Below are 23,133 nucleotides of genomic sequence, written 5' to 3' on the forward strand. Positions count from 1 at the left end.
ATCAAGCTCCTGCGGTCTTGGCGTTCGCGGCGACACTGGTGTGCTGCCAGCCGAGCATGCGACGCTCGACCATGAGTAGCAAGGCGTTGAGCCCGTAACCGAGCGCGCCGAGTAGTGCGATCCACGCCCACATCGCCGCGAAGTCGAACCGTTGCTGCGCGAAGATCAGTTCGTAGCCGATGCCGTCGGTAGCCCCGACCATCTCCGAGACCACCATGAGGATGAGGGCAAGCGAAAGGCTCAACCGCAACCCCGCGAAGATCTTGGGCGACGCGGCGGGCAATACCACCATAGCGATCCAGTACGGCCGTGGCGTTCGAAACGATCGCGCCGTCTCCTGCTGCGTGGTGCTGACCGAGCGCACGCCGTCCACAGTGTTCAGCAAGATCGGCCACACCGAACCGAAGACGATGGTGGCCAGCTTCATGGGTGTGCCGATGCTGAACAGCACGAGGAAGACGGGGATGAGCGTCGGGGGCGGCACGGCGCGCATGAAGGCGAACAACGGCCCGACATAGTCCATGCCGGTCCTCGACCTGCCGAGCACGGTGCCGAGGCCGACACCGACCAGCACCGCGATCGCCCAGCCACCGAATACCCTGCCCAGGCTGGGAAGCACGTCGTCGAACACGCTGTCGCCGAGGAACAGCCGGGTGGCAGGGCCGGAAAGCCAGGTGTCGGCGGCGCTGCCGATGATCGTCGTCGGCGGGGGGAAGAACGGGCTTTCCCCGAGCCGAGCCGCCACCTCCCACAGCGCCACGGCCACGAGAAACAGCGCCCATCTGCGGACGAAACCGAGCAGCGAGTTCATGCCGCCTCCTGTGCGGTTGTCGCCGTGTGCCAGCGGAACAACCGATTGCCGAGGCGTTCGAGGCCGTCGTTCACCAGGTATCCGAACACTCCTGCCACCACCGTGCCCGCGAGTACGAGGTCCATCCGCCCCCCGCCGGAGGCGGACTCGAGAATGAACTTCCCGATGCCGCTGCTGGCCCCCGCTATGAACTCGGTGCTCACCACGACGATCAGCGCGACGGCCGCCGACATCCGGATGCCGGTGAACACGAACGGCGCCGAGTGCGGGAGCGCCACCGTGGCCAGTACGGCGGACCTACCGGCGCCGCACGAGCGTGCGGTGTCGATGAGCAATGGGTCGATCTCGTCGAAAGCGTAGATCGTGTTGTAAAGGATCGGCCAGATCGCGGCGTAGATCGCCAGCGCGATCTTGGACTCCGGTCCTCCCCCGATGACCAGGATCACCAGCGGGATCAACGCGACCGAAGGTATCGGCCGCAGGAATTCCACGATGGCCCTTGTCGCCACCCGCACCGCGGGCAGGCTGCCCAGCACGAGCCCGGCGGGCACGGCGATCGCGGTCGCCGCGCCCAACGCGATCGCCCATGCCAGCAGGCTGGCAATCACGTCACGAACGAAACTCTCCTGCCCGAGCAACTCCACCGTCCTGGTGAGCACGACGCTGGCAGGTGGAACGTCGCGCTGCGGTACCAGGCCGGACCTGGCCGCGAGTTCCCAGACACCCAGGAACGCGACCAGGCCGGCCAGGTTTCGTACTACAGGTCGCACGTCAGGTTTCGGAGGGTTGGACGATCATCGGTCCGACATCGATCTTCTCCTTGACGATGTCGAACTCGACCATGAGGTCGGCGACGCGTTGCAGTCTCGAAGCGTCCAAAGTGGCGTGGAACTGCGGCAGCTTCACCAGCGAGGCGATCGCGGGCTCCACCTTGGCCTGGTCCACCAGCACCGGTTCCACCTTGCTGCGGTCCTGGGCATCGTCACTCGCCTTCTTCATGGCGCGCTGGAACGCGGCGACCGTCTTGGGGTTTTGCTCCACGAAGCTGGAAAGCGCGCCGTAACCGGCCAGCGGGAAGTCCTTCGTTGGGCCGGTCGCGACGTCGATGACCGGTACGGTTCCCGTGGAGCTCGCCGAGGCGGTCAGGAACGGCTCGATCATCAGCGCCGCGTCGACGTCACCTCGCGACAGCGCGCCCGCCATGTCGGGGAAGGACACCGGGACCCACTCCACGGTCTTGAAGTCCAGTCCGTTGGTCTTCATCGCCGACTTGACCAGCGCGTCGGAGATCGTGTTGAGCGCAGAGACGCCGATCTTCTTGTGCTCCAGATCCTTCACGCTCTTCACCGACGAGTTGGGCATGGTGACGAGCTGGATCGCGTCCGGAGTGGTGGAAACGGCGTCGGCGACGAACTTGATGTCGGCGGCACCCTTGCTCTGCGCCACGAGGAACGGGACGTAGCTGGAGAAGGTGATGTCGGCGTCGCCACCGATCAGTTTCGTCAGCGCGGCCTGGCCACTCGCGGCCTGGTCGATCTTGACGTTGAGGCCCTCTTCCTTGAAATATCCGTTCTTCACGGCCAGGTGCAGTGGTGCGACATCGATGGCTGGCAGTGTCGCGATCGTGATGTTCGACTTCTCTACCGAACCGTTACCTCCGGATTCGGAGGATTCGTCAGAGCCACCGAGCAGTCCGCACCCGCTGACCGAAGCCAGCAGACCGATTGTCGCAACCACCGTGGCCAGCCTCGCGCGTCTGCGCGGTCGTCGTGCGGTGGTGGTGCCGTGTCGAAGCAATGCCACTCCTCAGGTATGAGGCGATGAGCCGGTGTCTTGTGTGGGTAAGGCCAACTGAGCGAAAGACACCCCGACAACTCAGCGAGCCACGGCTACTGTAGAGATCCAGCGCGGTCATCACAATGCGTGCCGGAACCGAGCCGATCGGTACTCTATGGCCCACGATCGGGTGGAACATAGTGTGGCGAAATTAACTGTAGGTTTACTTCTGCCCTGTAGAACGTGCCTTGACGGCGAACTTGTGCACTCAGGTTTGCTGTCAGTTGACCATCGAGGGTTACATCGAACGGTGGTCTTCGCTACCTTCTGTGTCTCCCGCGCGAAACGAACCTCCGAAGTGTGACGAAAGAGTGACTAAGTGTTGGAGTCGACCTCTACGATGTCGACGCTTCGGTGTGAGTCATCCACCAGACGTGGGTTGACCAGTGTGGTGGCCTGACGCGATGCTTCCGCTGCTTGACCTCCAATGGGGTGACAGGGGGCTATGGCGAATGCGCGGAAAGTAACGAAGTGCTCGGCCAGGATGCCGGGGTCGGATCCGGCTCGGAGAACGATGGTGGTAGAGCGGTGCCGAACAGTGAGACCGCGGCCGTAGGTGGGCCGGGTGCTGCCCAGGAACAGGCGGGCTCTAAACAGCCGACGGAACCGGGCGGGTCCCGGTGGAGACTGCGAAACTGGCCGCTGCGGTCGAAGCTGGCCGTCGTGCTGATCATTCCGCTGGTCACGGCCCTGACCTTCGGCGGATTGCGCGCCGTTGGCGAGCTCAACAGCGCGAAGGAGTTCCAGCGAACAGCCGATCAGTTCGACGTGGCCGCCAGGGTTACGGCCGTGGTGCAACAACTCCAGGGCGAGCGCACCCTCGCGGTCGCGAGGATGGCCAACGGGTCGGCGGACCGGGCGGCGCTGGACGCGCAGATCACGAAGGTCGACGCCGCGGTACAGGACCTGCGTGCGGCGGTGACCGACCTGGAGTTTCCCGACGAGGCCACCGAGCAGAACTACGACCAGGCGCTGCAACGCCTCACCGCTCTCGACCCGCTACGCGCCAAGATCAACAATACGGCGTTTCCCGACCTCGCCGCCTTCGTCACCTACACCTCGATCCTGAGCGATCTGCTGCAGCTCGGCCGCGAGGTGAACCTGGCGGTGACCGACAGGGAACTGCTCCGCCGTGGCACGACGGTGCAGGCCCTTGGCGAGGCCAAGGAGTTCGTGGCCAGGCAGAACGCCGCACTGCAGATCGCGGCGGGACGCGACGTCTTTCCCGCGGACCTGCTGGAACGCACGTTCGCCGCGCAGGCGAGCGCGCAGGCCGCCATCGACTCCTTCAACGCCAACGCCACGTTGGACGAGCAGCAGCTCTATGCCGACCGGGTGTCCGGCGCGGAGGTGGACAACCGGGAACGCATCGTCGCCACCGCGTTCGCCCGTGCGTCCTCGAGTGAGGACCTGGACATCGACGTCGGACGGCTCACCGCGGACGGCAGGGCGACCACCGACATGATGCGGCAGGTGGAGAGCACGCTGCTGGACCGGCTGCGTGCGCAGGCGTCCGCGCTGGCCGGTGACGCGACCGACGCCGCCTGGGTGTTCTTCGCGCTCGTCGTCGCCGCGCTCGTCGCCACGGTCGTGCTGATGCTGGTGATCGCTCGCGCCCTCATCAAGCCGCTACGCCAGCTGCGCTCCAGCGCGCTCGAGGTCGCCTACGTGCGGCTGCCGGAGACCGTGCGTCGCATCCTCGCCGACCCGAACCCCATCGAGGCTTCGCGCAACGCGGTGGACCCGGTGCCGGTGAACAGCCGCGAGGAGATCGGCGAGGTCGCGAGGTCGTTCGACGTGGTCCACGAGCGCGCCATCAGGATGGCCGCCGAGCAGGCCCTGCTGCGCGAGAACGTCAACGGTATCTTCGTCAACCTGTCCCGGCGCAGCCAGCGCCTCGTGGAACGCCAGCTCGGAGTGATCGACCGGCTGGAAGCCGACGAGCAGGATCCCGACCAGCTCGCCAGCCTGTTCGAGCTGGACCACCTCGCCACCCGGTTGCGGCGTAACGGTGAGAGCCTGCTCGTGCTTTCCGGCGCGGGACTGACGAAGTCGGTGTCCAAACCAGTGCCGGCGGCCGACGTCATCGGCGCGGCCGTCTCGGAGATCGAGCAGTACGCGCGCGTCGAGGTGGGTTCGGTGCCCGACGTAGCCGTGCAGGGCCGGGCGGTGCACGACCTGGTGCACCTGCTCGCCGAGTTGCTCGACAACGCGACCTACTTCTCCGAACCGGAAACCAAGATCAGCGTGCGCGCGGTGGTTACGAGGCGGCACGCGCTGGCCGTGCAAATCACCGACCGCGGCGTCGGTATGAACGAGGAGCAACTGGACGAGGCCAACGTGCGGCTCGCCGACCCTCCAGACCTCGACGTCTCCGTGACAAGGCGGATGGGCCTCTACGTGGTGGCACGCCTCGCGAAGCGGCACGGGATCGAAGTGCGGCTGCGGGAGAACGAGGACATCGAGGGCGGTGTCATCGCGCGGGTGGTCGTGCCGACCGAGCTGTTGACCAGCGCGCCGCACACGGTGCAGGCGCTGCCGCGAGCATCGGTTCCCGAGCAGCGCTCGGAACTGTCGTCGCCTTCGATCCCGTTCCCCAGCGCGGACCCGGAGGAGACGACGATGCTGCCCCCGACGCCTCCCGCGCCCTCCCCGCCTTCCGCACCCAAGCCCGTGCCCGACGAGAACGGCCTGACGCCGCTGGACAAGCCCATCAGCCTCGACGACTTGGTGGCAGGGCCCGGCAAGGCGGCGGGACCGTTCGTCAGTCATGAGCCTGCGCCGCAACCCCCGCCTTCCCGCACGGACGAACCGCAGTGGCCGTCGGAATCGCCCGATTCCGCGCAGGGCGTGGCCGGTGGTCAGGCGAACCCGCTGCCGAAGCGAGAACCGCACAGCACGCCGATGTCCTCGCAGGCATACCGGCACGAGTCGACCGGCGAGCAAGCCGAGGCCGACGAGGGCAGCGCGCTGGACGACGATGTGCCGACCAGAAGGCTGCCGATCTACCAGTCGGTGCTTTCGCGCTGGTTCAGCGAGGAGGCCGCCGACGACGCGGCCGCGGTGGAATCCGAACAGGACGATCGGGAGGCCGTCGATATCGACCCCGGGTCCGAACAGGACCGGTCGGAGCCGGTGGCAGCGGCGGCCGACAGCGGTTGGCGCAGCGTATCGGACAGCGGTTGGCAAGCAGCGCACGCGCTGCTGGAGTCGAAGGACGAGGAGATGACCCCGGCCGGGCTGCCCAAGCGGGTACCCAACGCATACTTGGTCCCGGGCTCGGTGCTTCCGAGCAGGGGAGACGGGTTCACCGACGCGACGGTGGGCGAACCTGGCCAGGTTGCCATCGCCAGGTCGGCGGAGGCGGCACGCAACCGAATGCGGAGTTTTCAGCGTGGTTACCAAAGCGGGCGTCACGCGCTCAAGGAGCCGTCGGACCAAGGCGAGCAGTTCGACGAGGCGGGGGCAGGCCCCCGTCACAACGGGGCGAAGGAGTAAGAGTTGACACGGGCGGGTTCAGCGCAGTCGGGTGTCCCCAAGCAAGGCAACTCGGCGCAGAAGGGGAGCTTCGCTTGGCTCATCAGCGACTTCGTGCACCGCGTGCCCGGCGCGGCACATGCTGTCGTCGTCTCCGCCGACGGCCTGCTGCTCGCGTCGTCACGCGGGCTGCCGAAGGACAGGGCTGATCAGCTCGCCGCGGTGGCGTCGGGCCTGACAAGCCTGGCCCGCGGCGCGGCACAGGTCTTCGAGGGCGGCACGGTCGCCCAGACCGTGGTGGAGATGGCCAACGGCTTCCTGTTCCTGATGTCGGTGTCCGACGGTTCGTGCCTTGCCGTGCTCGGTGCGCCGGACAGCGACATCGGCCTTGTCGTGTACGAGATGACACTGCTCGTGGACCGGGTGGGCCAGCAGATGACCCCGGAGTTGCGCGCGCAGCTACAGGGCTCGACGCGGCGGTAACCGCACGGCCATGAGTGGACCGATGGAGTTTTCGGCATAGACGCAGTTCGGTGAACAAACACTGAGGAGAACCCCGTGAATTCCGGGCACTCACGTGGTGACCGTCGGCTCGACAGGGACCGCGCGGCCGGGCGAAGGCGTGGCGATCCGAGCGCCACCCCTCGTCGTGGCCGCGACGACAGCGACTGGCGGCTACGGCGGGTGGACGACTCGCTGCCGGGGCGGCGGCTGGACGACTCGGCCGAATGGCTGCGGCCCGCGGACATCGGTTCGCAAGGTCCAGCCGAGTTCGATGTCACGGAATATCGTCAGCAGTTGCTGAGCGGGCCGGGAGCCGAGCTGTACGGCATGGGTGGCGGCGGGATGATCGAACCTCCTCAGGAGGCGGTGGGGTTCTCCCCGTTTCGCGATCCGGCGGTGGACCCTGGGCCCTCCTCTCAGGAGCTCACCCCGTCTCCCGTGCCGAGGCAGGCGGACGTCGAGCCCGAGTCGCCTGCCGAGACGTCAGGACTGGTCCGTCCCTATTTCCGCACGAAGGGCAGGACGAAACCGGACTACGATCTCGCGATCGAGGCGCTGATCTCCACCAGCGAGCGGGGCAGGCGGTTGGAGAAGGTGCGCGTGCCGGAGCACAGGTCCATCTGCGGGCTGTGCCTCGACACGCGGTCGGTCGCGGAGGTGGCCGCGCTGCTTCGGCTGCCGCTCGGTGTAGTCAGGGTCCTTGTCGGTGACGTAGCCGGTCTCGGGCTCGTGCTCATTCATTCCGCGTCGTCCATGGTGGGAGACCGGCCCAGTATCGAGTTCATGGAAAGGGTGCTCAGTGGGCTTCGGAGAATTTGACGCGTCCGCGAACACGCCGGCGACGTCAGGCCCGACTCAGTCGGCGAAGATCGTGGTCGCCGGTGGCTTCGGGGTAGGCAAGACCACGCTGGTGGGCGCGGTATCCGAAATCGATCCGCTGACGACCGAGGCGTCGATGACGGAGGCCAGCGTTTCGGTGGACGACCTTTCGTCGACACCGAACAAGGTCACCACCACCGTCGCGATGGACTTCGGCAGGATCACGCTGGACTCCGACCTGGTGCTGTACATCTTCGGCACGCCGGGGCAGCACCGGTTCTGGTTCATGTGGGATGACCTCGCGCTCGGTGCGATCGGCGCGGTCGTGCTCGTGGACACCCGTAGGTTGGCGGACGCGTTCCCGTCCATCGACTTCTTCGAGAATCGCAAGCTGCCCTACATCGTGGCGATCAACTGCTTCGACCGGTTGCTGCACCATCAGATCGAGGACGTGCGGCACGCGCTGACGATCTCGCCGTCCGTTCCGATCATGGCGTGTGACGCGAGGGAGCGGGAGTCGGCGAAACAGGTGCTGATCTCGGTGGTGCAACACGCGATCTCGCACGATTCGGCATTACAGGTGGGCTGAGCCGCCCAGGTTCCTCGGGTGCGCCGCACCGGCACTCGGAGTGATTCACCCGAGCGAATGAGGCTTGTGCCCTCGACAGGTTTGACCTGGCTAATAGTCTTGCCGCTGGGTGAGGGCGAAACCGGGCGGTAGGCGAGGAGGGACAGTGACAGCTTCGGCGCAGCGCGGCGGTTTCGGCTGGCTGATCACCGATTTCGTGCGAAGGGTGCCGGGTGCCGCGCACGCCGTGGTGGTGTCGGCGGACGGTCTGCTCCTCGCGGGTTCGGATGGGTTGCCGAGGGAGCGGGCGGAGCAACTGTCCGCGGTCGCCTCCGGGCTGGTTTCGCTCACATTGGGTGCTTCGCGGTGCTTCGAGGGCGGTACTGTCCATCAAACCGTTGTCGAGATGGAGCGTGGCTACCTGTTTCTCATGTCGATCAGCGATGGTTCGTGTCTGGCCGTGCTCGCCGCACCGGCGGCGGACATCGGCACGGTCGCGTACGAGATGACGCTGCTTGTCGACCGGGTGGGCCAGCAGTTGACTCCGGAGCTGCGTGCTCAGTTACAGGGCGGTGTTCGTGGATAGAACAGTGGACGAGTGGGAGGCCCTGAATAAGGGAACGGGCCGCGAGTCGTTCGACTCGCCGAGCAGGTTCGACCTCGGCAGCGTCCGGCACGTTGCCCAGTTGACCAAACGCGTCCGCGCGCAACCCCCGCCCCCGCCCAGGTTCACTCACCGGTCGCTGGTTCGGCCCTACGCACGCACCGGCGGGCGAACCCGGCCCGCGAAGGAACTGGCGTTGGAGGCCTTGGTCGCCACCACCGAGCGCGGCCGGTGGTACCACGGGGTCAGCTCACCTGAGCAGCGCTTCATCTGTGACCTGTGTGTGAAGGTGCACTCGATCGCCGAGATCGCCGCCTTCGCGGGACTGCCACTCGGCGTGGTGAAGGTGATCGTGGACGACCTCGCCAATTCTGGGGCCGTGCAGGTCCAGCAGCCGGGCTTCGTGTTGTCCGACGCCTCCTCGCACGACTTCATGACGAGGATTCTGGAAGGTCTGCGCTCGCTGTAACCCGCGAGTCCCCCGCTGTCGTCCGCGAGTTCTGCGTTCCCGACGTATCCGGGGTTGCCTACGGGGTCAGTCCTCCACCAGTGCCGCCGAGGTGATGCGGTGCAGCGGGTAGCGCTCGTTGTCGGAACCTTCGAGAATGCCGCCGCCGACCCGCACCGGCGTGATCACCCGCTGTGCCGCCGTGCCGTGCGAGTCGACGAAGCCGATCCACACCTCCCGCTGTTCGCGCGTGGCCCTGGTCAGCAGGGCCAGCGTCGCCGAGGTGTCCGCCCCACCGCCGCCGGGCAGGCGCACCACCGTGCCCCTGCGGCTGCGTGCCGCCTTGTCTCCCGCCCGGATGTGGGCGATGACGGCGTTCAGTTGCTCCGCGCTGATGCCGGTGGACTCGACGGCGCCGCGTCGCGCGGGTCGAGCCCGTACTGCGGTCCGCCTGCCGCTTGGCCGCAGGTCGACGATCCGGCCGTCCGGTCCTTCGGCCGCGGGCGCGAAGCCCGCCCCACGCAGACCCTCCAGCACCTCCGCGAGCGGGTACGGGCTCACCAGCACCGTGGGAGCGATCTTGCGAAGCTCGTAGTCACCGGCCACGCCGCTGCCGAGAACCTCCGCGATCAGCACCTCGTCGTCACAGCGAAGAAACGAGGCGGCCGCGCCGCCGCGAAGCCTGCCGTGCCTGCGAGCCACGTCGTCGATCAGGTACGAAAGCGATTGCGGCACCGGGGTGGCCGAACGGGTGCGGAAAAGCTCGTGCAGCTCCGCCGCCGTGCGCCCACTGTCCAGTGCCCGCCGCACGGAAGCCTCGCTGACCCGGTACATCGTCGCGTGGCCTGCCGACTCCACGTCGGCGACCGCCGCGATCTCCGTTGCCAGTTCCGGTTCCAGCGGGCCGGGTGCCACCACCGTGAGGTCGGCCTGCACGAGTACGTGATCCACCGGCTTCGGCATCGCCTCCGCCATGGCCGAGGCCGCCGCGTGCTGCTCGCCAGCCAGCAGTTCCGTGGTGGCAGCGGGTATCGAGCCCAGCGCGACCACCCCGATGGCGGTGGCTTCGGCCATAGCCCAGCGCACCATCTCGTCGCGCAGCCTGCCGCCCCACCTGGGAGCCCGCCACGCGAGCAGAGCCACGAGCGCTTCCACGTCGTCGACCCCGGCTCCCTCGGGCAGTTCCGAAAGGGTCTGGAGGACGCGGCGGCGAGCCGTGGGCGCCTGCGGTCGGCGCAACTCCTCCGACAGCGGCGCCAGCGCCTTGCCCCTGGGGTCCCTTGTGCCTGCCAGGCCGGGCAACCGGGGCAGGTCCAGCCAGGCACGAGCGATGGTGAGCCAGCGACCGGCGGGCGGTGCCGCCAACCACGAGTCGGCCAGTGTCGTCGGCAGCCATTCGGCGGTGGCCTCGTCACTCACCGCGGCCAGCCCGGCACCGACGGCCAACTCCACCAACAGCGCGGCCCTGCCCTCGTCAACCTCGAGTTCCTTGGCGACGCGTTTGAGCTCTCGCGTCCCGAGCCCGCCCGCTTTCAGTACGGGCGAGGGCTGCTGTGACCACAGCGTCAGCAGTGACTCCAGGTGGCGAACGAACTCCATCGCCTCACCGGCCGCGGCCCGGTCCACCGTGGAACGCTCGCGCCTGGTGACGGGCAGTCGGGGTGCTTCGAGCTTGCCGTCCTCGATCACCCTGCCGCCGCGCAGCGCGATGCCCACTTCCCTCGGCAACTCGACGGTCGCCTCGTCCCTGCGCAGCAGCAACCCGCGCGCCAGCAGCCGCCGCACCGGGGTGGCGGCCGAGGCACCGGCCGGCTCCTCGGCCGCGTCCCTGGTTCGGCCGATGGGTGGGCCCTTGGCGAGTATGTCGAGCAGCGCTCGCTCGTCCTCGCCAAGTTCCGCGAGCGTGCCGGGCAGGTCCGCTGCGGACAGGTTCAGGCAGGAAGTACCCAGTCCTGCGGGGAACGGACCGAAGACCTCGCGTGCGGCGGGCGGGACACGGAATCCCTCGTCGTCGCCCCAGACGAGCGCGAGCGCGCGCAGCCGGTCGAGCTGAACCGCGATGTCCTGGCCCGCGAGTTCGGCGATGTGGGCGACGTGCACCGGTTCGGTGTCGGCTCCTGCCACCAGCAGTGTTTCCAGCACCGCCAGCGTGGCGGTGTCGAGCCGCTCGCACGCGCGCGCGATCGAGCCCGCCGTGCTCGCGCGGGTGGCGAGCACGGCGGAGTCGGCAGGCGGGGGCGTCGCGAGGTCGCGCCTTGCGCACAGCAGGTTGGTCAGCATGTCGTCGGATGCCGAACACAGCCAGTCCGCGAGAGAGGTGGCGGCCATCGTGACCACGATATCTCCCGTTCGAGGCCATCGGGCACACTGTGCTCAGTGGTTGGTTGAGCGGATGGAGGACGACGTGGCGAAGTTGGATGACCGCAAGCGCAAGCGGATCGACCCCACCTGGCCCGAGGTACCCGTGGGCGAGCACCCGGTTTCCGAGCTCGCCGCCGACCGGCAGGGTGCGCTCTCGCCGTTCGGCGACGTGACTTTTCCGCTGGATTCCGTGCCGTACGAGCACCCGCACACCGAGATCAACAAGTCCGCATAGTTACTGGTCAGTCACCATCCTGGCCGTCGGCCCCTGCACCAGGGGAGCTAGTGTTCTCCCCTATAGCGCAGAGTTTTTGATGCGGGGGTAGTTCCATGCCGGTTCCCGGGCCCGGTTACTCGATCACCGTGCGACTGGAAGCCCCGCCTTCGGCAAGCGCCGCGGGTGATCTGACCAGCGCCGTGGGTCGGGTCGGCGGCGTGCTCACCGCGTTCGACGTCGTCGAGTCGCACTCCGATGTCATCGTGGTGGACATCACGGCCAATGTGTTGTCGGCCGATCACGCTGAGGACATCACCAAGGCGCTCGACACGCTGGCGGGTGTTCGGGTGCGCAAGGTGTCCGACCGCACGTTCCTGATGCACCTCGGCGGCAAGTTGGAGGTGACCCCTAAGGTCGCGCTGCGTAACCGCGACGACCTGTCGCGTGCCTACACGCCCGGCGTCGCGCGGGTGTGCCAGGCGATCGCCGCGAACCCGGACGACGCGCGCAGGCTCACCATCAAACGCAACACGGTCGCCGTGGTCACCGACGGTTCGGCCGTGCTCGGCCTCGGCAACATCGGCCCGGCCGCGGCCTTGCCGGTGATGGAGGGCAAGGCCGCGCTGTTCAAGAAGTTCGCGGGCGTCGACGCCTGGCCGGTGTGCCTGGACACACAGGACCCCGACGAGATCATCCGCATCGTTCGCGCGCTTGCCCCTGTCTACGCGGGAATCAACCTGGAGGACATCGCCGCGCCACGGTGTTTCGAGATCGAGGCACGGCTGCGGGAGCAGTTGGACATCCCGGTGTTCCACGACGATCAGCACGGCACGGCGATCGTGGTGGTGGCAGCTCTGCGCAACGCCCTGCGCGTGATCGGCAAACCGATCGAGAAGTGCCGGATCGTCGTCAGTGGTGTCGGCGCCGCCGGTTCGGCGATCATCCGGCTGTTGTTGCGTAAGTCACCCGCCGACATCGTCGCCGTCGACATCGAAGGGGCCGTGCACGGCGCTAGGCATCACCTCGACGACAACTTGCGCTGGGTGGCCGAGAACACCAACAGGGAAGCCTTCTCAGGCACGCTGCACGAGGCGCTGGTAGGTGCGGATGTGTTCATCGGCGTATCGGCCCCCAACCTGCTCGGTGCCGAGCATGTCGCGACGATGGCCGACGACGCCGTGGTTTTCGCGCTGGCCAACCCCGACCCGGAGATCGACCCGCTTGAAGCGCAGCGGCACGCCGCCGTCGTGGCGACCGGGCGTAGCGACTATCCGAACCAGATCAACAACGTGCTGGCTTTCCCAGGTTTCTTCCGGGGACTGCTCGACGCGCAGGCGCACCAGATCGACGACGAGATGCTGCTGGCGGCGGCCAATGCCATCGCGGACGTCGTCGATGATCGGCTCAACGCGTCCTTCATTGTGCCGAGCGTGTTCGACTCAGCGGTGGCGCCCGCCGTCGCTGAGGCGGTCAGGGCCGCCGCTCGTGGGGAAGAAGAAGTAGCCTCGGCATCGTGAGTGAGCAAGTGAGCATGAATGAGCATGAATGAGCATGAATGAGCTCAGCCACGTCGACGAGACGGGCACAGCCCGCATGGTCGACGTCTCCGGCAAGGACGTGACCGCGCGCACGGCGGTGGCCAGTGGCAGGGTGCGTACCACCACCGAGGTGGTCCGGTTGTTGTCGTCGAACGGGCTGCCCAAGGGTGACGCCCTGGCTACCGCGCGCATCGCGGGAGTGCTCGGCGCCAAACGCACGCCTGAGCTGATCCCGCTGTGTCACCAGATCGCGTTGACCAAGGTGGACGTGGACTTCCAACTCGACACCGACAGCGTGCGCATCGAGGCCACGGCTCGAACCAGCGACCGCACGGGTGTGGAGATGGAGGCGCTGACCGCCGTCGCGGTGGCCGGACTGACGCTGCACGACATGATCAAGGCGGTCGATCCCGCCGCCTCGCTCGACGAGGTGCGGCTGGAGCGCAAGGCCGGCGGCAAGACCGGGACCTGGCATCGGGAGGAGCACCGATGAAGCGCACCGCGAGAGTGATCGTGGCCTCGAATCGCGCAGCCAACGGCGTCTACGCCGACCAGACCGGCCCCATCATCACCAGGTGGCTCGCCGAACGTTCCTACGAGGTGCCCGAGCCGGTCGTGGTGCCCGACGGTGAGCCGGTGGCGCAGGCGCTGAGGGAAAGTCTCTCCGACGAGGTCGACGTCGTGATCACTACGGGTGGCACCGGGATCTCACCGACCGACCGCACTCCCGAGGCAACAGCCCAGTTGCTGGACTACGAGCTTCCCGGGCTTGCCGACGCGGTAAGGGCAGCGGGGCAGGACAAGGTGGCGACCGCGATCCTGTCGCGAGGGATGGCCGGTGTCGCGGGGCGGACGCTGATCGTGAACCTGCCGGGCTCGCGGGGCGGTGTGAATGACGGGCTGGAGGTGCTTGCCGGAGTGCTCGACCATGCTGTCGATCAGATCGCGGGCGGGGACCATCCGAGGACCGGTGCCGGCACTCAACAGGAGAACGGCAACCAGCAGGAGAACGGGCAGCTCACGCCGACGGCTCGGGTAGCGCTCGCGCAGGTGACCGAGTCGGAGCTGTCGGTGGAGGAGCACGCCCAGCTCGTGCGTGAGGTGGGCGCGGGTGCCGTGGTGACCTTCGGCGGTGTTGTTCGCGACCACGACGACGGTCGGTCGGTGACCTCCTTGTACTACGAGGGACACCCGACCGCGGGCGAGGTGCTTGCCAGGGTCGTTTCGGAGGTTGTGGGGCGAAGGAGCGGCCTGCGGGCGGTGGCGGTCAGCCACCGGCTGGGGGCTTTGGAGATCGGCGACGTGGCGCTTGCCTGCGCTGTCGCCGCCGAGCACAGGGCCGAGGCCTTCGCGACCTGTGCCGAGTTGGTGGACGAGGTCAAGGCGCGGCTTCCAGTGTGGAAGCACCAGCACTTCGCCGACGGCACCGACGAATGGGTCAACTCGCCCTGAGCTGTATCTCTGGATGGCCCACCGACGCCGTCGGTCACATGGCCTTTCGGCGGGGCCCGCACTGTCTCGTCGCATGGTGGGTTCGGCCGACGGTTCGCCAAGGCCGCCAATCCGCGCCGAGAGTGGTCTTCTTGTTGTCAAGGGACGGGATGAGGGGTCCCACCGCCCGGGGGACGCGGTGGGACCCCTCCCGCGCCCGCCGATCAGCGATCGGCGGGCATCGGTGCCGTTGTCGACACCCTCAGACCTTCGGGGAGGTCACTTGGTGGCGATCTTCTGGCCGACCACGATGAAGTCGGGGTTGGAGATGAAGCCCTCGTTGAGCTCGACGAGCTTCATGTAGCCACCCGCGACGTTGTGCTCGCTGGCGATCTTCGACAGCGTGTCGCCCGCGACCACGGTGTAGTCGCCGTTGGGGTTCGACTCGGCCACGCTCGGTGCGGGTGCCGGGGCGGGAGCCGGAGCCGGAGCCGGGGCCTGCGGCGCGGGGGCCGCGGTCTCGACCGAGGAGGTGCTTTCGGCACCGCCGGTGTTACTGCTCTCGTAGCTGGCGGTGGAGCCTGCCTTGGCGCCACAGACTGGCCAGGCACCGATGCCCTGGCCCTGCAGGACGTTCTCCGCGACGCGGATCTGCTCCGCACGGGACGCCTCGTGTGGCATGCCGCTGCCGCCGTACGCCTGCCAGGTGCTCAGCTTGAACTGGAGTCCGCCGTAGTAACCGTTACCGGTGTTGATGCTCCAGTCGCCACCGCTCTCGCACTGTGCGATGGCGTCCCAGTTGACGCTATCGGCCTGCGCGGGGGTCGCAGCGATAGCCAGCGGGGCGCCGACAGCGAGGCCCGCAACAGCCACGCGAGCCATGTTTCGGGACGCAGCGGAAGGTTTACGGTGCTTGCCTCGATAAGCCATTTCGACTCGGTCTCATCTTCCGCGCCTGTCGAGTGGCGAGGCAGACCCGAAGGTCTGACCGACCTTGTTGGCCGGTTGACATCGCCGTGCCGGCGGACGTCTCCTCTCGTCCCAGTCCGGAAGTTTTCTTTCGCTCGGGGTTATGGTTCGGGATCCCGCCGGACTGGGCTCGGCGCAACGGAATCCCGTCTTGCTTGGTCGGTCGGGGCCAACCGAGAAGCGACGGTACGTAACGACGAGCTGTATCGGAAATCCTTGGAACCGTGAGCTAAGTCACAGTAACGGCACGCAACCTTCGACGATCATGATGTTTTCGCAGGTAGAAGCCTCGTTATCGAGCCGTATCCGAGTCGAGACTTTTCACTCAAAGTGAGGCATGGGTCACGTCAGTTGTAGCGCCTTTGCTCCGTTCGTGACTACTTCGCGGCCGTCAGAAAAGCCGCGAGACCGGCAAGATCATCCGTGTTGATGTGATCAACACCGGCCGCCAGCAACTCCTCCCACACCGCCGTCCGCGCCGGGGTGTCGTCGTCCGGGGTAGCCCAGAACCGCACCCGCTGCCCGGCCGCGTGCGCCTGCTCGACGAGCTCGCGCAGCCGAGCGCGTTCCTGGGCAGGGAAACGGCCCTCGCCGGTCCAGGAGAACAGCTTGGTCCAGTTGTCCGACACCAGCGGTGTCAGGCCCGCGTCGGAGCCGGGGCCGAGGTCGGTCCGGTCGGCGATGCGGCCGTCGTAGAACGCCAGTCGATGCCGCTGCGCGCTGAGCACCGCCCTGGGCCGGTTGCCGGAAAGCACCACCGTCACGGCGTGTCGGCGCACCTTACCCGCGTCGTAGGAGGTGAACATGAACGAGTACCGGGGATCGCGCAGCCGTCGCTCCAGCGCGGCGTAGGTGGTGATCGCGTCGCTCTTGATGTCCACGAGCAGCTGGAAGTCGATCTTGCGCCGGTACACCTTGCCGTGGTTGTCCACCACCCGCTCGCGCAGCGGTTCCAGGTAGAGCGACTCCAGCGTCCGTTCCGGCGTCAGGTCCTCAGGGTCGTGGCCGACCAGCAACTGGTCGCCGACCAGGTAGACGTCGGCCTCGACGCTGGTGAAGCCCTGGTCGAGCGCGTCGAACAGCGGGCGGGAGTGCTCGTAGTCGTTGTGCGCGTGCGCCTGCGCGAGCGGGCGGACGCTGCGGTCGCCGGGGCGAGCGTGTGCCGCCGCGGGCGCGCTGAGTAGCGTCAACAGGGTCAGGGCCGACAGCGCAGCCGCGAGCATGCGACGGGAGAGCGACATGCGGCTCAGCCTGCGCGGGCCAGTGGGCCGCCAGGTGAACGGCTCTTCTCGGCAGGGTCACGAAATGACGAAAATCACTCGCAACCGCTGCGGATCATCGGCGGGTCAGCCCCCGGCGAAGGGTGGCAGCACGTCCAACTCCGCACCGTCGGGGAGCTGCCGGGTGACATCGCGCACCGCCATGCCGTCGAGCAGGAAGCTCGCGGCATCGAGGATGCGAGAAAGCTCACCCGGATGCATCGCTCGCAACTGATCGACGGCCTCGCCAACCGAAGCGCCAGGTGGTAGCCGCACGAGTTCGGAATCCACCCCGCTTGCCGCCCGTGCGGACGCGAAGTACCGCACGAGCACGGTGGTGGCGTGCTGCTCCCCCTCGTCGAGCGAGGTCGGCCCTGAAGTCGCCGAGCTCACGGTCAGCCTCCGATCGCGCTCATCGGCCGGATCGGCTGCGCGAACCCGGCCTCGTTGATCTCATGACCAGCGAGTTTGCCCCACATGGTGGCTCGCCAGGTGTTGGCGATGTCCTCGTCGCTGGCGCCACCACGCAGCAGCAGCCGCAGGTCGGTCTCGTCGGTACTGAACAGGCAGGAACGGATCGCCCCGTCGGCTGTGAGCCTGGTCCGCTCGCAGGCGGCGCAGAACGGCCTGCTCACCGACGGGATCACGCCCACCTCGTGCGGCCCGCCGTCGACCAGCCAGCGTTCCGCGGGCGCCCCTCCTCGCTCGGCCGGACTCGGGGTCAGCGTGAACTCGGTGCCGAGCAGTTCCAGGATCTCGTCGGCCGTGATCATCTCCTTGCGGTTCCAGCCGTGTTGGGCATCCAGTGGCATCTGCTCGATGAACCGCAGGTGGTAGCCGTTTTCGAGGGCGAACCGCAGTAGCGAGGGCGCCTCGTGTTCGTTGACACCCCGCAGCAACACCGCATTGATCTTCACCGGGTCAAGGCCCGCTTCCCGCGCGGCCGCGAGCGCGTCCAGCACGTGCCGCAGGCGGTCCCTTCTGGTGATGTGTTCGAACGTCTTCGGGTCGATGGAGTCGAGCGAGACGTTGATCCGGTCCAGTCCCGCGTCGGCGAAAGCTTTGGCGCGCTTGGCGAAGCCGATGCCGTTCGTGGTCATGGACAGCCGCGGACGCGGCCGGAGCGCGGCGATCCTCGCCACGAGGTCCTCCAGCCGGGGCCGCAGCAGCGGCTCCCCTCCGGTGAGCCGGATGTCTGTGATGCCGAGGTCGCGCACGGCGATCGTCATCAGCCGGACCAGTTCGTCGTCGCTGAGTACCTGCTCACCGGGCATCCACTCCAGCCCTTCGGCAGGCATGCAGTAGGTACACCGCAGGTTGCACTTGTCGGTGAGGGATACCCGAAGGTCCGTCGCGACGCGCCCGAACGTGTCGATGAGCGCGGGATTGTCCGGTCGTGGCTTGTCCGTCACCTGCTGTGCGCCGGGCACCCTGGGGATGCCGAGGTTTACCTCCGTCACCCAGCCCAGCCTAGTGCGCCGATCCGGCCAGGTGTGAGCTTGCTTTCACGACGATCGGGACCGTAAGCCTGGTTAATCCGCATGTGCGGCGATATATTGCTATGTGTGCCGCAGTTTCGGTTCTCGGAAGCCGCCCGCCTGCTCGGTGTCAGCGACGACACAGTCCGGCGCTGGGTGCGGGCCGGAGAACTCGCCGCGGGCGAGGACGCCGCGAGGCGCAAGGTTGTCGAAGGCGCCGAGCTCGCGGCCTTCGCGCGCAGGCTCGCCGGTGAGACACCGGACCCCACCGGAGTGCGCCGCTCGGCGCGCAACCGCTTCGTCGGGCTGGTCACCGATGTCGTCACCGACAAGGTCATGGCCAAGGTGGAACTGCAATGCGGCCCTAACCGGATCGTGTCGCTGATGAGCACCGAGGCGGCCACCGAACTGGGGCTGCAGCCGGGCGTGCTGGCGGTGGCCGTGGTGAAGGCCACGCAGGTCATCATCGAGACCGTCGGAGGTGACCAGTGAGGAGATCGTCGGGCCGGGGGCTGATCGCGCTGCTCGTCGCCGGGCTCACGGCAGCGGCGTGCACGACGCCCTCGGAGGACGGTTCGGCCACCCTCACCGTGTTCGCGGCGGCCTCGCTCACCGAACCCTTCGCCGCGCTGGAACGCCGCTTCGAAGACACCCACCCCGGCGTGGACGTACTACTGAACCTCGACGGGTCTCCCACGCTGGCTCAGCAGATCATCGAGGGCGCGCCGGTCGACGTGTTCGCCTCCGCCGACGAGGCGACGATGCGACAGGTGGTGAGCGCGGGAGCGGTCGAGGGTCGTCCCGCCACGTTCGCCACCAACACGCTGACGATCGCCGTCGCGCCAGGCAACCCGCACCGCATCCGGGGACTGGCCGACCTCGCCGAGCCCGGCCTCACGGTGGTCGTATGCGCGCCCAGGGTTCCGTGCGGGGCGGCGACAGAGCGGGTGCAGCGAGCGGCAGGGGTCGAACTCACGCCCGCGAGTGAGGAGCAGAACGTGAAAGCGGTGCTCGCGAAGGTCGAGGCGGGTGTCGCCGACGCGGGACTGGTGTACAAGACGGACGTTACCGCGCGGAGGCGGGTGGAGGCCGTGCCCTTTCCCGAGTCGCGGCAGGCGGTCAACACCTATCCCATCGCGACCCTCGCCGGCGCGCCGCGACCAGGACTCGCGCGCGAGTTCACCGAACTCGTGCTCGGCGAGGTCGGCAGCCGCGAGTTGAGTGAGGCGGGCTTTGGCACGCCCTGACCGGGCAGCGCGCGGCCGCGGCCGCTCCCGAACGGCCGGTGTGCCGTTGGTGTTGTGGGTCCCTGCCTCCCTGGCTCTGGCGCTCGTCGTACTGCCGGTCGTCGGGTTGCTCGTGCGTACCGACTACGCCAACCTGCCCGAACTGCTGACGTCGCCGTCGGCCAGCAACGCGTTGCGACTGTCCTTGCTCACCGCCGGACTGTCCACTGTGGCCTGTGTGGTGCTGGGAGTGCCGCTTGCGGTGGTGCTTGCCCGCTACCGCGGGCGCGCGGTACGCGTGCTGCGGGCCGTTGTGCTGTTGCCGCTGGTGCTGCCGCCCGTCGTCGGCGGTCTCGCGCTGCTCTACCTGCTTGGCCGCAACGGCTTTCTCGGCTACCTGCTCGACGTCACCGCGGGCGTGCGGGTGCCACTGACCACCGCCGCCGTGGTCGTCGCGCAGACCTTCGTGGCGATGCCGTTCCTCGTGGTGAGCCTTGAGGGGGCGCTGCGTGGCGCCGGTGATCGCTACGAGCGTGTCGCCGCCACGCTCGGCGCGGGCCCGTGGACGGTGTTTCGCAGGGTCACCGTCCCGCTGTTGCTGCCCGCGCTGGGTTCCGGCGCGGTACTCAGCTTCGCCAGGGCGCTCGGTGAGTTCGGGGCGACGATCACGTTCGCGGGCAGCCTGGAAGGCGTGACCCGCACCCTGCCGCTCGAGGTGTACAACCAGGCGCAGACCGATGTCGACAGTGCCGTGGCACTCGCGCTGCTGCTGGTGGTGGTGGCCGTCGTGGTGATCGTGCTCGCGCGGCCTCGTGCGCTGGAAGGGGTGCGGGCGTGACACTGCACGCCGAGCTGGAGGCCAGCCGGGGCGCGTTCACGCTGTCGGTGGCCTTCGACGTGCCACGCGACTCCGTGCTGGCGGTACTCGGACCCAACGGGTCGGGCAAGTCCACGCTGCTCGGCTGCCTCGCCGGGCTGGTGGTGCCCGATCGCGCCACGGTGACTCTCGGAGAGCGCACTCTCGACGGGCACGGCCACGCGGTGCCGCCGCACCGGCGTGGTGTCGGCCTGCTCGCGCAGGAGGCGCTGCTGTTCCCGCACCTGAGCGTCACCGACAACGTCGCCTTCGCGCCGCGCTCGCGTGGCGCGTCCCGAGCGGACGCACGTGCCACCGCTCACCGCTGGCTGAGCGAGGTGGACGCCGCCGAACTCGCCGACCGCAAACCCCACCAACTCTCCGGGGGGCAGGCTCAGCGGGTGGCCATCGCACGCGCGTTGGCCGGACAACCGGAGTTGTTGCTGCTCGACGAGCCACTCGCGGCGCTCGACGTCGATGCCGCGCCAGCCATCCGCGCTCTGTTGCGGCGAGTGCTGCGCGATCGCGGCCACCGCAGAGCCACCGTGCTCGTGACCCATGACCCGCTCGACGCGCTGACGCTTTCCGACTCCGTCGTGGTGCTCTCGGCCGGGCGGATCGTGGAGCGCGGTCCCACGCGCGAGGTGCTGGCCGCGCCGAGGACGGCGTTCACCGCGCGAATCGCGGGGCTGAATCTCGTGGCGGGCACCGCAACCACAGGCGGTGAGAGCGTGCGCACCTCGGCAGGTCAACTGGTGACCGGCGTGCCGTCGATCGAGGTGGCCACAGGGGAACCCGCCGTCGCGGTGTTCACCCCGGGGTCGGTGGCGGTACACCCCGCTGGTTCGACCGTCAGCGGTAGCCCGAGGAACGTAATCGACGCCGTGATCTCGGCGCTTGAGCCGCACGGCCCGGTGGTGCGGCTGCGCACCACCGAGGGGATCAGCGCGGACCTGACCCCTTCCTCGGTGGCGGAACTGGCATTGGAGCCCGGCCGCGCGGTGCGACTCGTCATCAAGGCCACCGCGGTGACGATCCATCCTGCCATCGGCCGGTAGGGCAATAGGCTGTGCCCCATGAGCGATCAGCAGTGGAGCTACCTCACCGACATGGACGGCGTGCTCGTGCACGAGGAGCATCTCGTTCCGGGCGCCGATGAGTTCCTCGCCGAACTGCGGGCCAGTGGGGCCAAGTTCCTCGTGCTGACCAACAACTCCATCTACACGCCGCGTGACCTGCGGGCCAGGTTGTTGCGGACGGGACTGGACGTGCCGGAGGAGGCGATCTGGACCTCCGCGCTGGCCACCGCCAGATTCCTGCACTCACAGCGGCCGAACGGTTCGGCGTTCGTCATCGGCGAGGCCGGTCTCACCACGGCGCTGCACGAGGTCGGGTACGTGCTCACCGACACCGAACCCGACTACGTGGTGCTCGGCGAGACCCGCACCTACAGCTTCACATCCATCACGAGGGCGATCCGGCTGATCGACGGCGGGGCCCGGTTCATCGCGACCAACCCCGACCCCACCGGGCCGAGCAGGGAGGGCCTGCTACCCGCCACCGGCTCCATAGCGGCACTGATCGAGCGCGCGACCGGCCGCTCGCCCTACTACGTCGGCAAGCCGAACCCGCTCATGATGCGCTCGGCGCTACGCGCTCTTGGCACGCACTCCGAGCACACGTTGATGATCGGCGACCGGATGGACACCGATGTGCACTCCGGCATCGAGGCGGGGCTGAGCACGGTCCTCGTGCTCAGCGGCATCTCGACGCGCGAGTCCGCTGAACGCTACCCGTTCCGGCCGACCCTGGTGATCAACTCGATCGCCGATCTGCTAGGTCGGGTCAAGGACCCGTTCGCCGCTGCTTGACCGGTGGGCATATCGTCGTGGGGTGAATGCCGAGCCCACGTTCGTCGTCGGTGACGTGCACGGCCACCACGACGAGCTGGTCGCCGCGCTCCGTGCGCGCGGGCTGGTCGATGCCCAAGGCGACTGGATCGGTGGTCGGGCCAGGCTGTGGTTCCTAGGCGACTTCGTGGACAGGGGGCCTGACGGGATCGCCGTGATCGACCTGGTGCGAAAGCTCCAGCGGCAGGCGCCCGCTTCCGGCGGTGGTGTCGACAGCCTGCTCGGCAACCACGAGATCCTGTTGCTCGGTGTGCACCGCTTCGGCGACACGCCGGTGCCGTCTGACTTCGGGCCGCGCAGCTTCGCCCGCAGCTGGGAGCTCAACGGCGGGCAGCTTGCCGACCAGGAGCGGCTCACCCCCGAACACATCGAGTGGTTGATCGCCCGCCCCGTCGTCGCCAAAACGGCCGGACACCTGCTGGTGCACTCCGACACCCTGGAGTACCTCGAATGGGGTGACACCGAGGATGCCGTCAACTCGGCGGTGCGGGAGGTGCTCGAAGGCGCCGACATCGAGCAGTGGTGGGAGGTGTGGCGGCGGATGACCACGCGTTACGCCTTCCGTGGGCCGGAAGGTGAACGGATGGCCGACATCCTGCTCGGGCAGTTGGGCGGGCAGCGAGTGGTGCACGGGCACAGCGTCATCGCCGACCAGTTGGGCGTGCCCGCCTCACAGATCGAGGGCCCGTTCCTGTACGCGGGCGGTAAGGCACTCGGCGTGGACGGCGGGCTGTTCGTCGGCGGTCCGTGCCTGGTGGTGGAACTCGCCGATTCCTACGCGCCCTCCGAGGCACACGCCGCGCCCACAGCGGGCTGACGCG

General features: G+C 68.1%; 24 protein-coding genes. 16 read left to right on the forward strand and 8 right to left on the reverse strand.

What is annotated here, in order from left to right; all coding sequences use genetic code 11:
• Nucleotide 1: 1 nt before the first annotated feature.
• The 3 genes from FHU38_RS03095 to FHU38_RS03105 are packed head-to-tail and all read right to left on the reverse strand — an operon-like array spanning nucleotide 2 to nucleotide 2,608.
• A complete protein-coding gene (locus tag FHU38_RS03095) occupies nucleotides 2-811 on the reverse strand; it encodes an ABC transporter permease (protein ID WP_208415532.1) in 810 nt (269 codons plus the stop codon).
• Nucleotides 808-1,581, reverse strand: a complete 774-nt coding sequence (locus FHU38_RS03100; RefSeq protein WP_167166295.1) for an ABC transporter permease — start codon at nucleotides 1,579-1,581, stop codon at nucleotides 808-810. Before FHU38_RS03100 ends, FHU38_RS03095 begins: the two co-directional genes overlap by 4 nt.
• Nucleotide 1,582: 1 nt before the next feature.
• Complete coding sequence (locus tag FHU38_RS03105; RefSeq protein ID WP_167175437.1) at nucleotides 1,583-2,608, reverse strand: ABC transporter substrate-binding protein; 1,026 nt, start codon at nucleotides 2,606-2,608, stop codon at nucleotides 1,583-1,585.
• Between the two features lie 567 nt (nucleotides 2,609-3,175).
• Here FHU38_RS03105 and FHU38_RS03110 point away from each other — a divergent pair.
• The 6 genes from FHU38_RS03110 (at nucleotide 3,176) to FHU38_RS03135 (ending at nucleotide 9,088) form a co-directional block, all read left to right on the forward strand.
• A complete protein-coding gene (locus tag FHU38_RS03110; RefSeq protein WP_313886651.1) occupies nucleotides 3,176-6,145 on the forward strand; it encodes a sensor histidine kinase in 2,970 nt (989 codons plus the stop codon).
• Between the two features lie 3 nt (nucleotides 6,146-6,148).
• A complete protein-coding gene (locus tag FHU38_RS03115) occupies nucleotides 6,149-6,607 on the forward strand; it encodes a roadblock/LC7 domain-containing protein (protein WP_167166299.1) in 459 nt (152 codons plus the stop codon).
• Nucleotides 6,608-6,682: 75 nt separating this feature from the next.
• Nucleotides 6,683-7,447, forward strand: coding sequence for a DUF742 domain-containing protein (locus FHU38_RS03120; RefSeq protein ID WP_167166301.1), 765 nt, complete (start codon nucleotides 6,683-6,685; stop codon nucleotides 7,445-7,447).
• Nucleotides 7,428-8,036: a GTP-binding protein gene (locus FHU38_RS03125; protein WP_167166303.1), complete on the forward strand. Its 609-nt coding sequence runs from the start codon at nucleotides 7,428-7,430 to the stop codon at nucleotides 8,034-8,036. The genes FHU38_RS03120 and FHU38_RS03125 overlap by 20 nt, the downstream gene beginning before the upstream one ends.
• 145 nt (nucleotides 8,037-8,181) lie before the next feature.
• Nucleotides 8,182-8,601: a roadblock/LC7 domain-containing protein gene (locus tag FHU38_RS03130; protein WP_167166305.1), complete on the forward strand. Its 420-nt coding sequence runs from the start codon at nucleotides 8,182-8,184 to the stop codon at nucleotides 8,599-8,601.
• Nucleotides 8,594-9,088: a DUF742 domain-containing protein gene (locus FHU38_RS03135; protein ID WP_167166307.1), complete on the forward strand. Its 495-nt coding sequence runs from the start codon at nucleotides 8,594-8,596 to the stop codon at nucleotides 9,086-9,088. Before FHU38_RS03130 ends, FHU38_RS03135 begins: the two co-directional genes overlap by 8 nt.
• A gap of 66 nt (nucleotides 9,089-9,154) precedes the next feature.
• Here the strand turns inward: FHU38_RS03135 and FHU38_RS03140 are convergent, their stop codons facing one another.
• Nucleotides 9,155-11,395: a helicase-associated domain-containing protein gene (locus tag FHU38_RS03140; RefSeq protein WP_167166310.1), complete on the reverse strand. Its 2,241-nt coding sequence runs from the start codon at nucleotides 11,393-11,395 to the stop codon at nucleotides 9,155-9,157.
• Between the two features lie 64 nt (nucleotides 11,396-11,459).
• Here FHU38_RS03140 and FHU38_RS03145 point away from each other — a divergent pair, with 64 nt between their 5' ends.
• The 4 genes from FHU38_RS03145 to FHU38_RS03160 all read left to right on the forward strand — a co-directional run bounded on the left by FHU38_RS03145 (nucleotide 11,460) and on the right by FHU38_RS03160 (nucleotide 14,635).
• A complete protein-coding gene (locus FHU38_RS03145) occupies nucleotides 11,460-11,663 on the forward strand; it encodes a hypothetical protein (protein ID WP_208415903.1) in 204 nt (67 codons plus the stop codon).
• Nucleotides 11,664-11,758: 95 nt separating this feature from the next.
• The gene (locus tag FHU38_RS03150) at nucleotides 11,759-13,162 is read left to right on the forward strand and encodes an NAD-dependent malic enzyme (protein ID WP_167166314.1); all 1,404 of its coding nucleotides are present in this window, start codon (nucleotides 11,759-11,761) and stop codon (nucleotides 13,160-13,162) included.
• A 34-nt stretch (nucleotides 13,163-13,196) separates the two neighbouring features.
• Entirely contained in the window at nucleotides 13,197-13,676 is a 480-nt protein-coding gene (gene moaC, locus FHU38_RS03155; RefSeq protein WP_167175440.1) for a cyclic pyranopterin monophosphate synthase MoaC, read from the forward strand.
• The gene (locus FHU38_RS03160) at nucleotides 13,673-14,635 is read left to right on the forward strand and encodes a molybdenum cofactor biosynthesis protein MoaE (protein ID WP_167166316.1); all 963 of its coding nucleotides are present in this window, start codon (nucleotides 13,673-13,675) and stop codon (nucleotides 14,633-14,635) included. The genes moaC and FHU38_RS03160 overlap by 4 nt, the downstream gene beginning before the upstream one ends.
• Before the next feature lie 258 nt (nucleotides 14,636-14,893).
• On the opposite strand, the gene FHU38_RS03165 is transcribed toward FHU38_RS03160, so the two are convergent.
• The 4 genes from FHU38_RS03165 to moaA form a co-directional block, all read right to left on the reverse strand.
• Complete coding sequence (locus tag FHU38_RS03165) at nucleotides 14,894-15,544, reverse strand: LysM peptidoglycan-binding domain-containing protein (RefSeq protein WP_167166319.1); 651 nt, start codon at nucleotides 15,542-15,544, stop codon at nucleotides 14,894-14,896.
• A gap of 416 nt (nucleotides 15,545-15,960) precedes the next feature.
• Nucleotides 15,961-16,824: a phosphatidylinositol-specific phospholipase C/glycerophosphodiester phosphodiesterase family protein gene (locus FHU38_RS03170; RefSeq protein WP_167166321.1), complete on the reverse strand. Its 864-nt coding sequence runs from the start codon at nucleotides 16,822-16,824 to the stop codon at nucleotides 15,961-15,963.
• A gap of 105 nt (nucleotides 16,825-16,929) precedes the next feature.
• On the reverse strand, nucleotides 16,930-17,235 hold the full coding sequence (locus FHU38_RS03175) for a MoaD/ThiS family protein (RefSeq protein WP_167166323.1): 306 nt from the start codon (nucleotides 17,233-17,235) through the stop codon (nucleotides 16,930-16,932).
• A gap of 2 nt (nucleotides 17,236-17,237) precedes the next feature.
• Entirely contained in the window at nucleotides 17,238-18,302 is a 1,065-nt protein-coding gene (gene moaA, locus FHU38_RS03180) for a GTP 3',8-cyclase MoaA (protein WP_167166325.1), read from the reverse strand.
• Nucleotides 18,303-18,407: 105 nt separating this feature from the next.
• On the opposite strand from moaA, the gene FHU38_RS03185 reads away from it, so the two are divergent.
• The 6 genes from FHU38_RS03185 to FHU38_RS03210 are packed head-to-tail and all read left to right on the forward strand — an operon-like array spanning nucleotide 18,408 to nucleotide 23,129.
• Nucleotides 18,408-18,812: a TOBE domain-containing protein gene (locus FHU38_RS03185; protein WP_167166327.1), complete on the forward strand. Its 405-nt coding sequence runs from the start codon at nucleotides 18,408-18,410 to the stop codon at nucleotides 18,810-18,812.
• A complete protein-coding gene (gene modA, locus FHU38_RS03190) occupies nucleotides 18,809-19,567 on the forward strand; it encodes a molybdate ABC transporter substrate-binding protein (protein ID WP_167166329.1) in 759 nt (252 codons plus the stop codon). The genes FHU38_RS03185 and modA overlap by 4 nt, the downstream gene beginning before the upstream one ends.
• Before the next feature lie 40 nt (nucleotides 19,568-19,607).
• Nucleotides 19,608-20,384: an ABC transporter permease gene (locus FHU38_RS03195; RefSeq protein ID WP_167175443.1), complete on the forward strand. Its 777-nt coding sequence runs from the start codon at nucleotides 19,608-19,610 to the stop codon at nucleotides 20,382-20,384.
• The gene (locus FHU38_RS03200; RefSeq protein WP_167166331.1) at nucleotides 20,381-21,460 is read left to right on the forward strand and encodes a sulfate/molybdate ABC transporter ATP-binding protein; all 1,080 of its coding nucleotides are present in this window, start codon (nucleotides 20,381-20,383) and stop codon (nucleotides 21,458-21,460) included. The genes FHU38_RS03195 and FHU38_RS03200 overlap by 4 nt, the downstream gene beginning before the upstream one ends.
• 18 nt (nucleotides 21,461-21,478) lie before the next feature.
• Nucleotides 21,479-22,273 carry an HAD-IIA family hydrolase gene (locus FHU38_RS03205; RefSeq protein WP_167166333.1) on the forward strand — a complete coding sequence of 265 codons (795 nt, stop codon included), beginning with the start codon at nucleotides 21,479-21,481 and terminating at the stop codon, nucleotides 22,271-22,273.
• A 22-nt stretch (nucleotides 22,274-22,295) separates the two neighbouring features.
• A complete protein-coding gene (locus FHU38_RS03210) occupies nucleotides 22,296-23,129 on the forward strand; it encodes a metallophosphoesterase (RefSeq protein ID WP_167166336.1) in 834 nt (277 codons plus the stop codon).
• Nucleotides 23,130-23,133: the final 4 nt, after the last annotated feature.

The sequence above is a fragment of the Saccharomonospora amisosensis genome (assembly GCF_011761185.1).
In the GTDB taxonomy this organism is placed as follows: domain Bacteria; phylum Actinomycetota; class Actinomycetes; order Mycobacteriales; family Pseudonocardiaceae; genus Saccharomonospora_A; species Saccharomonospora_A amisosensis.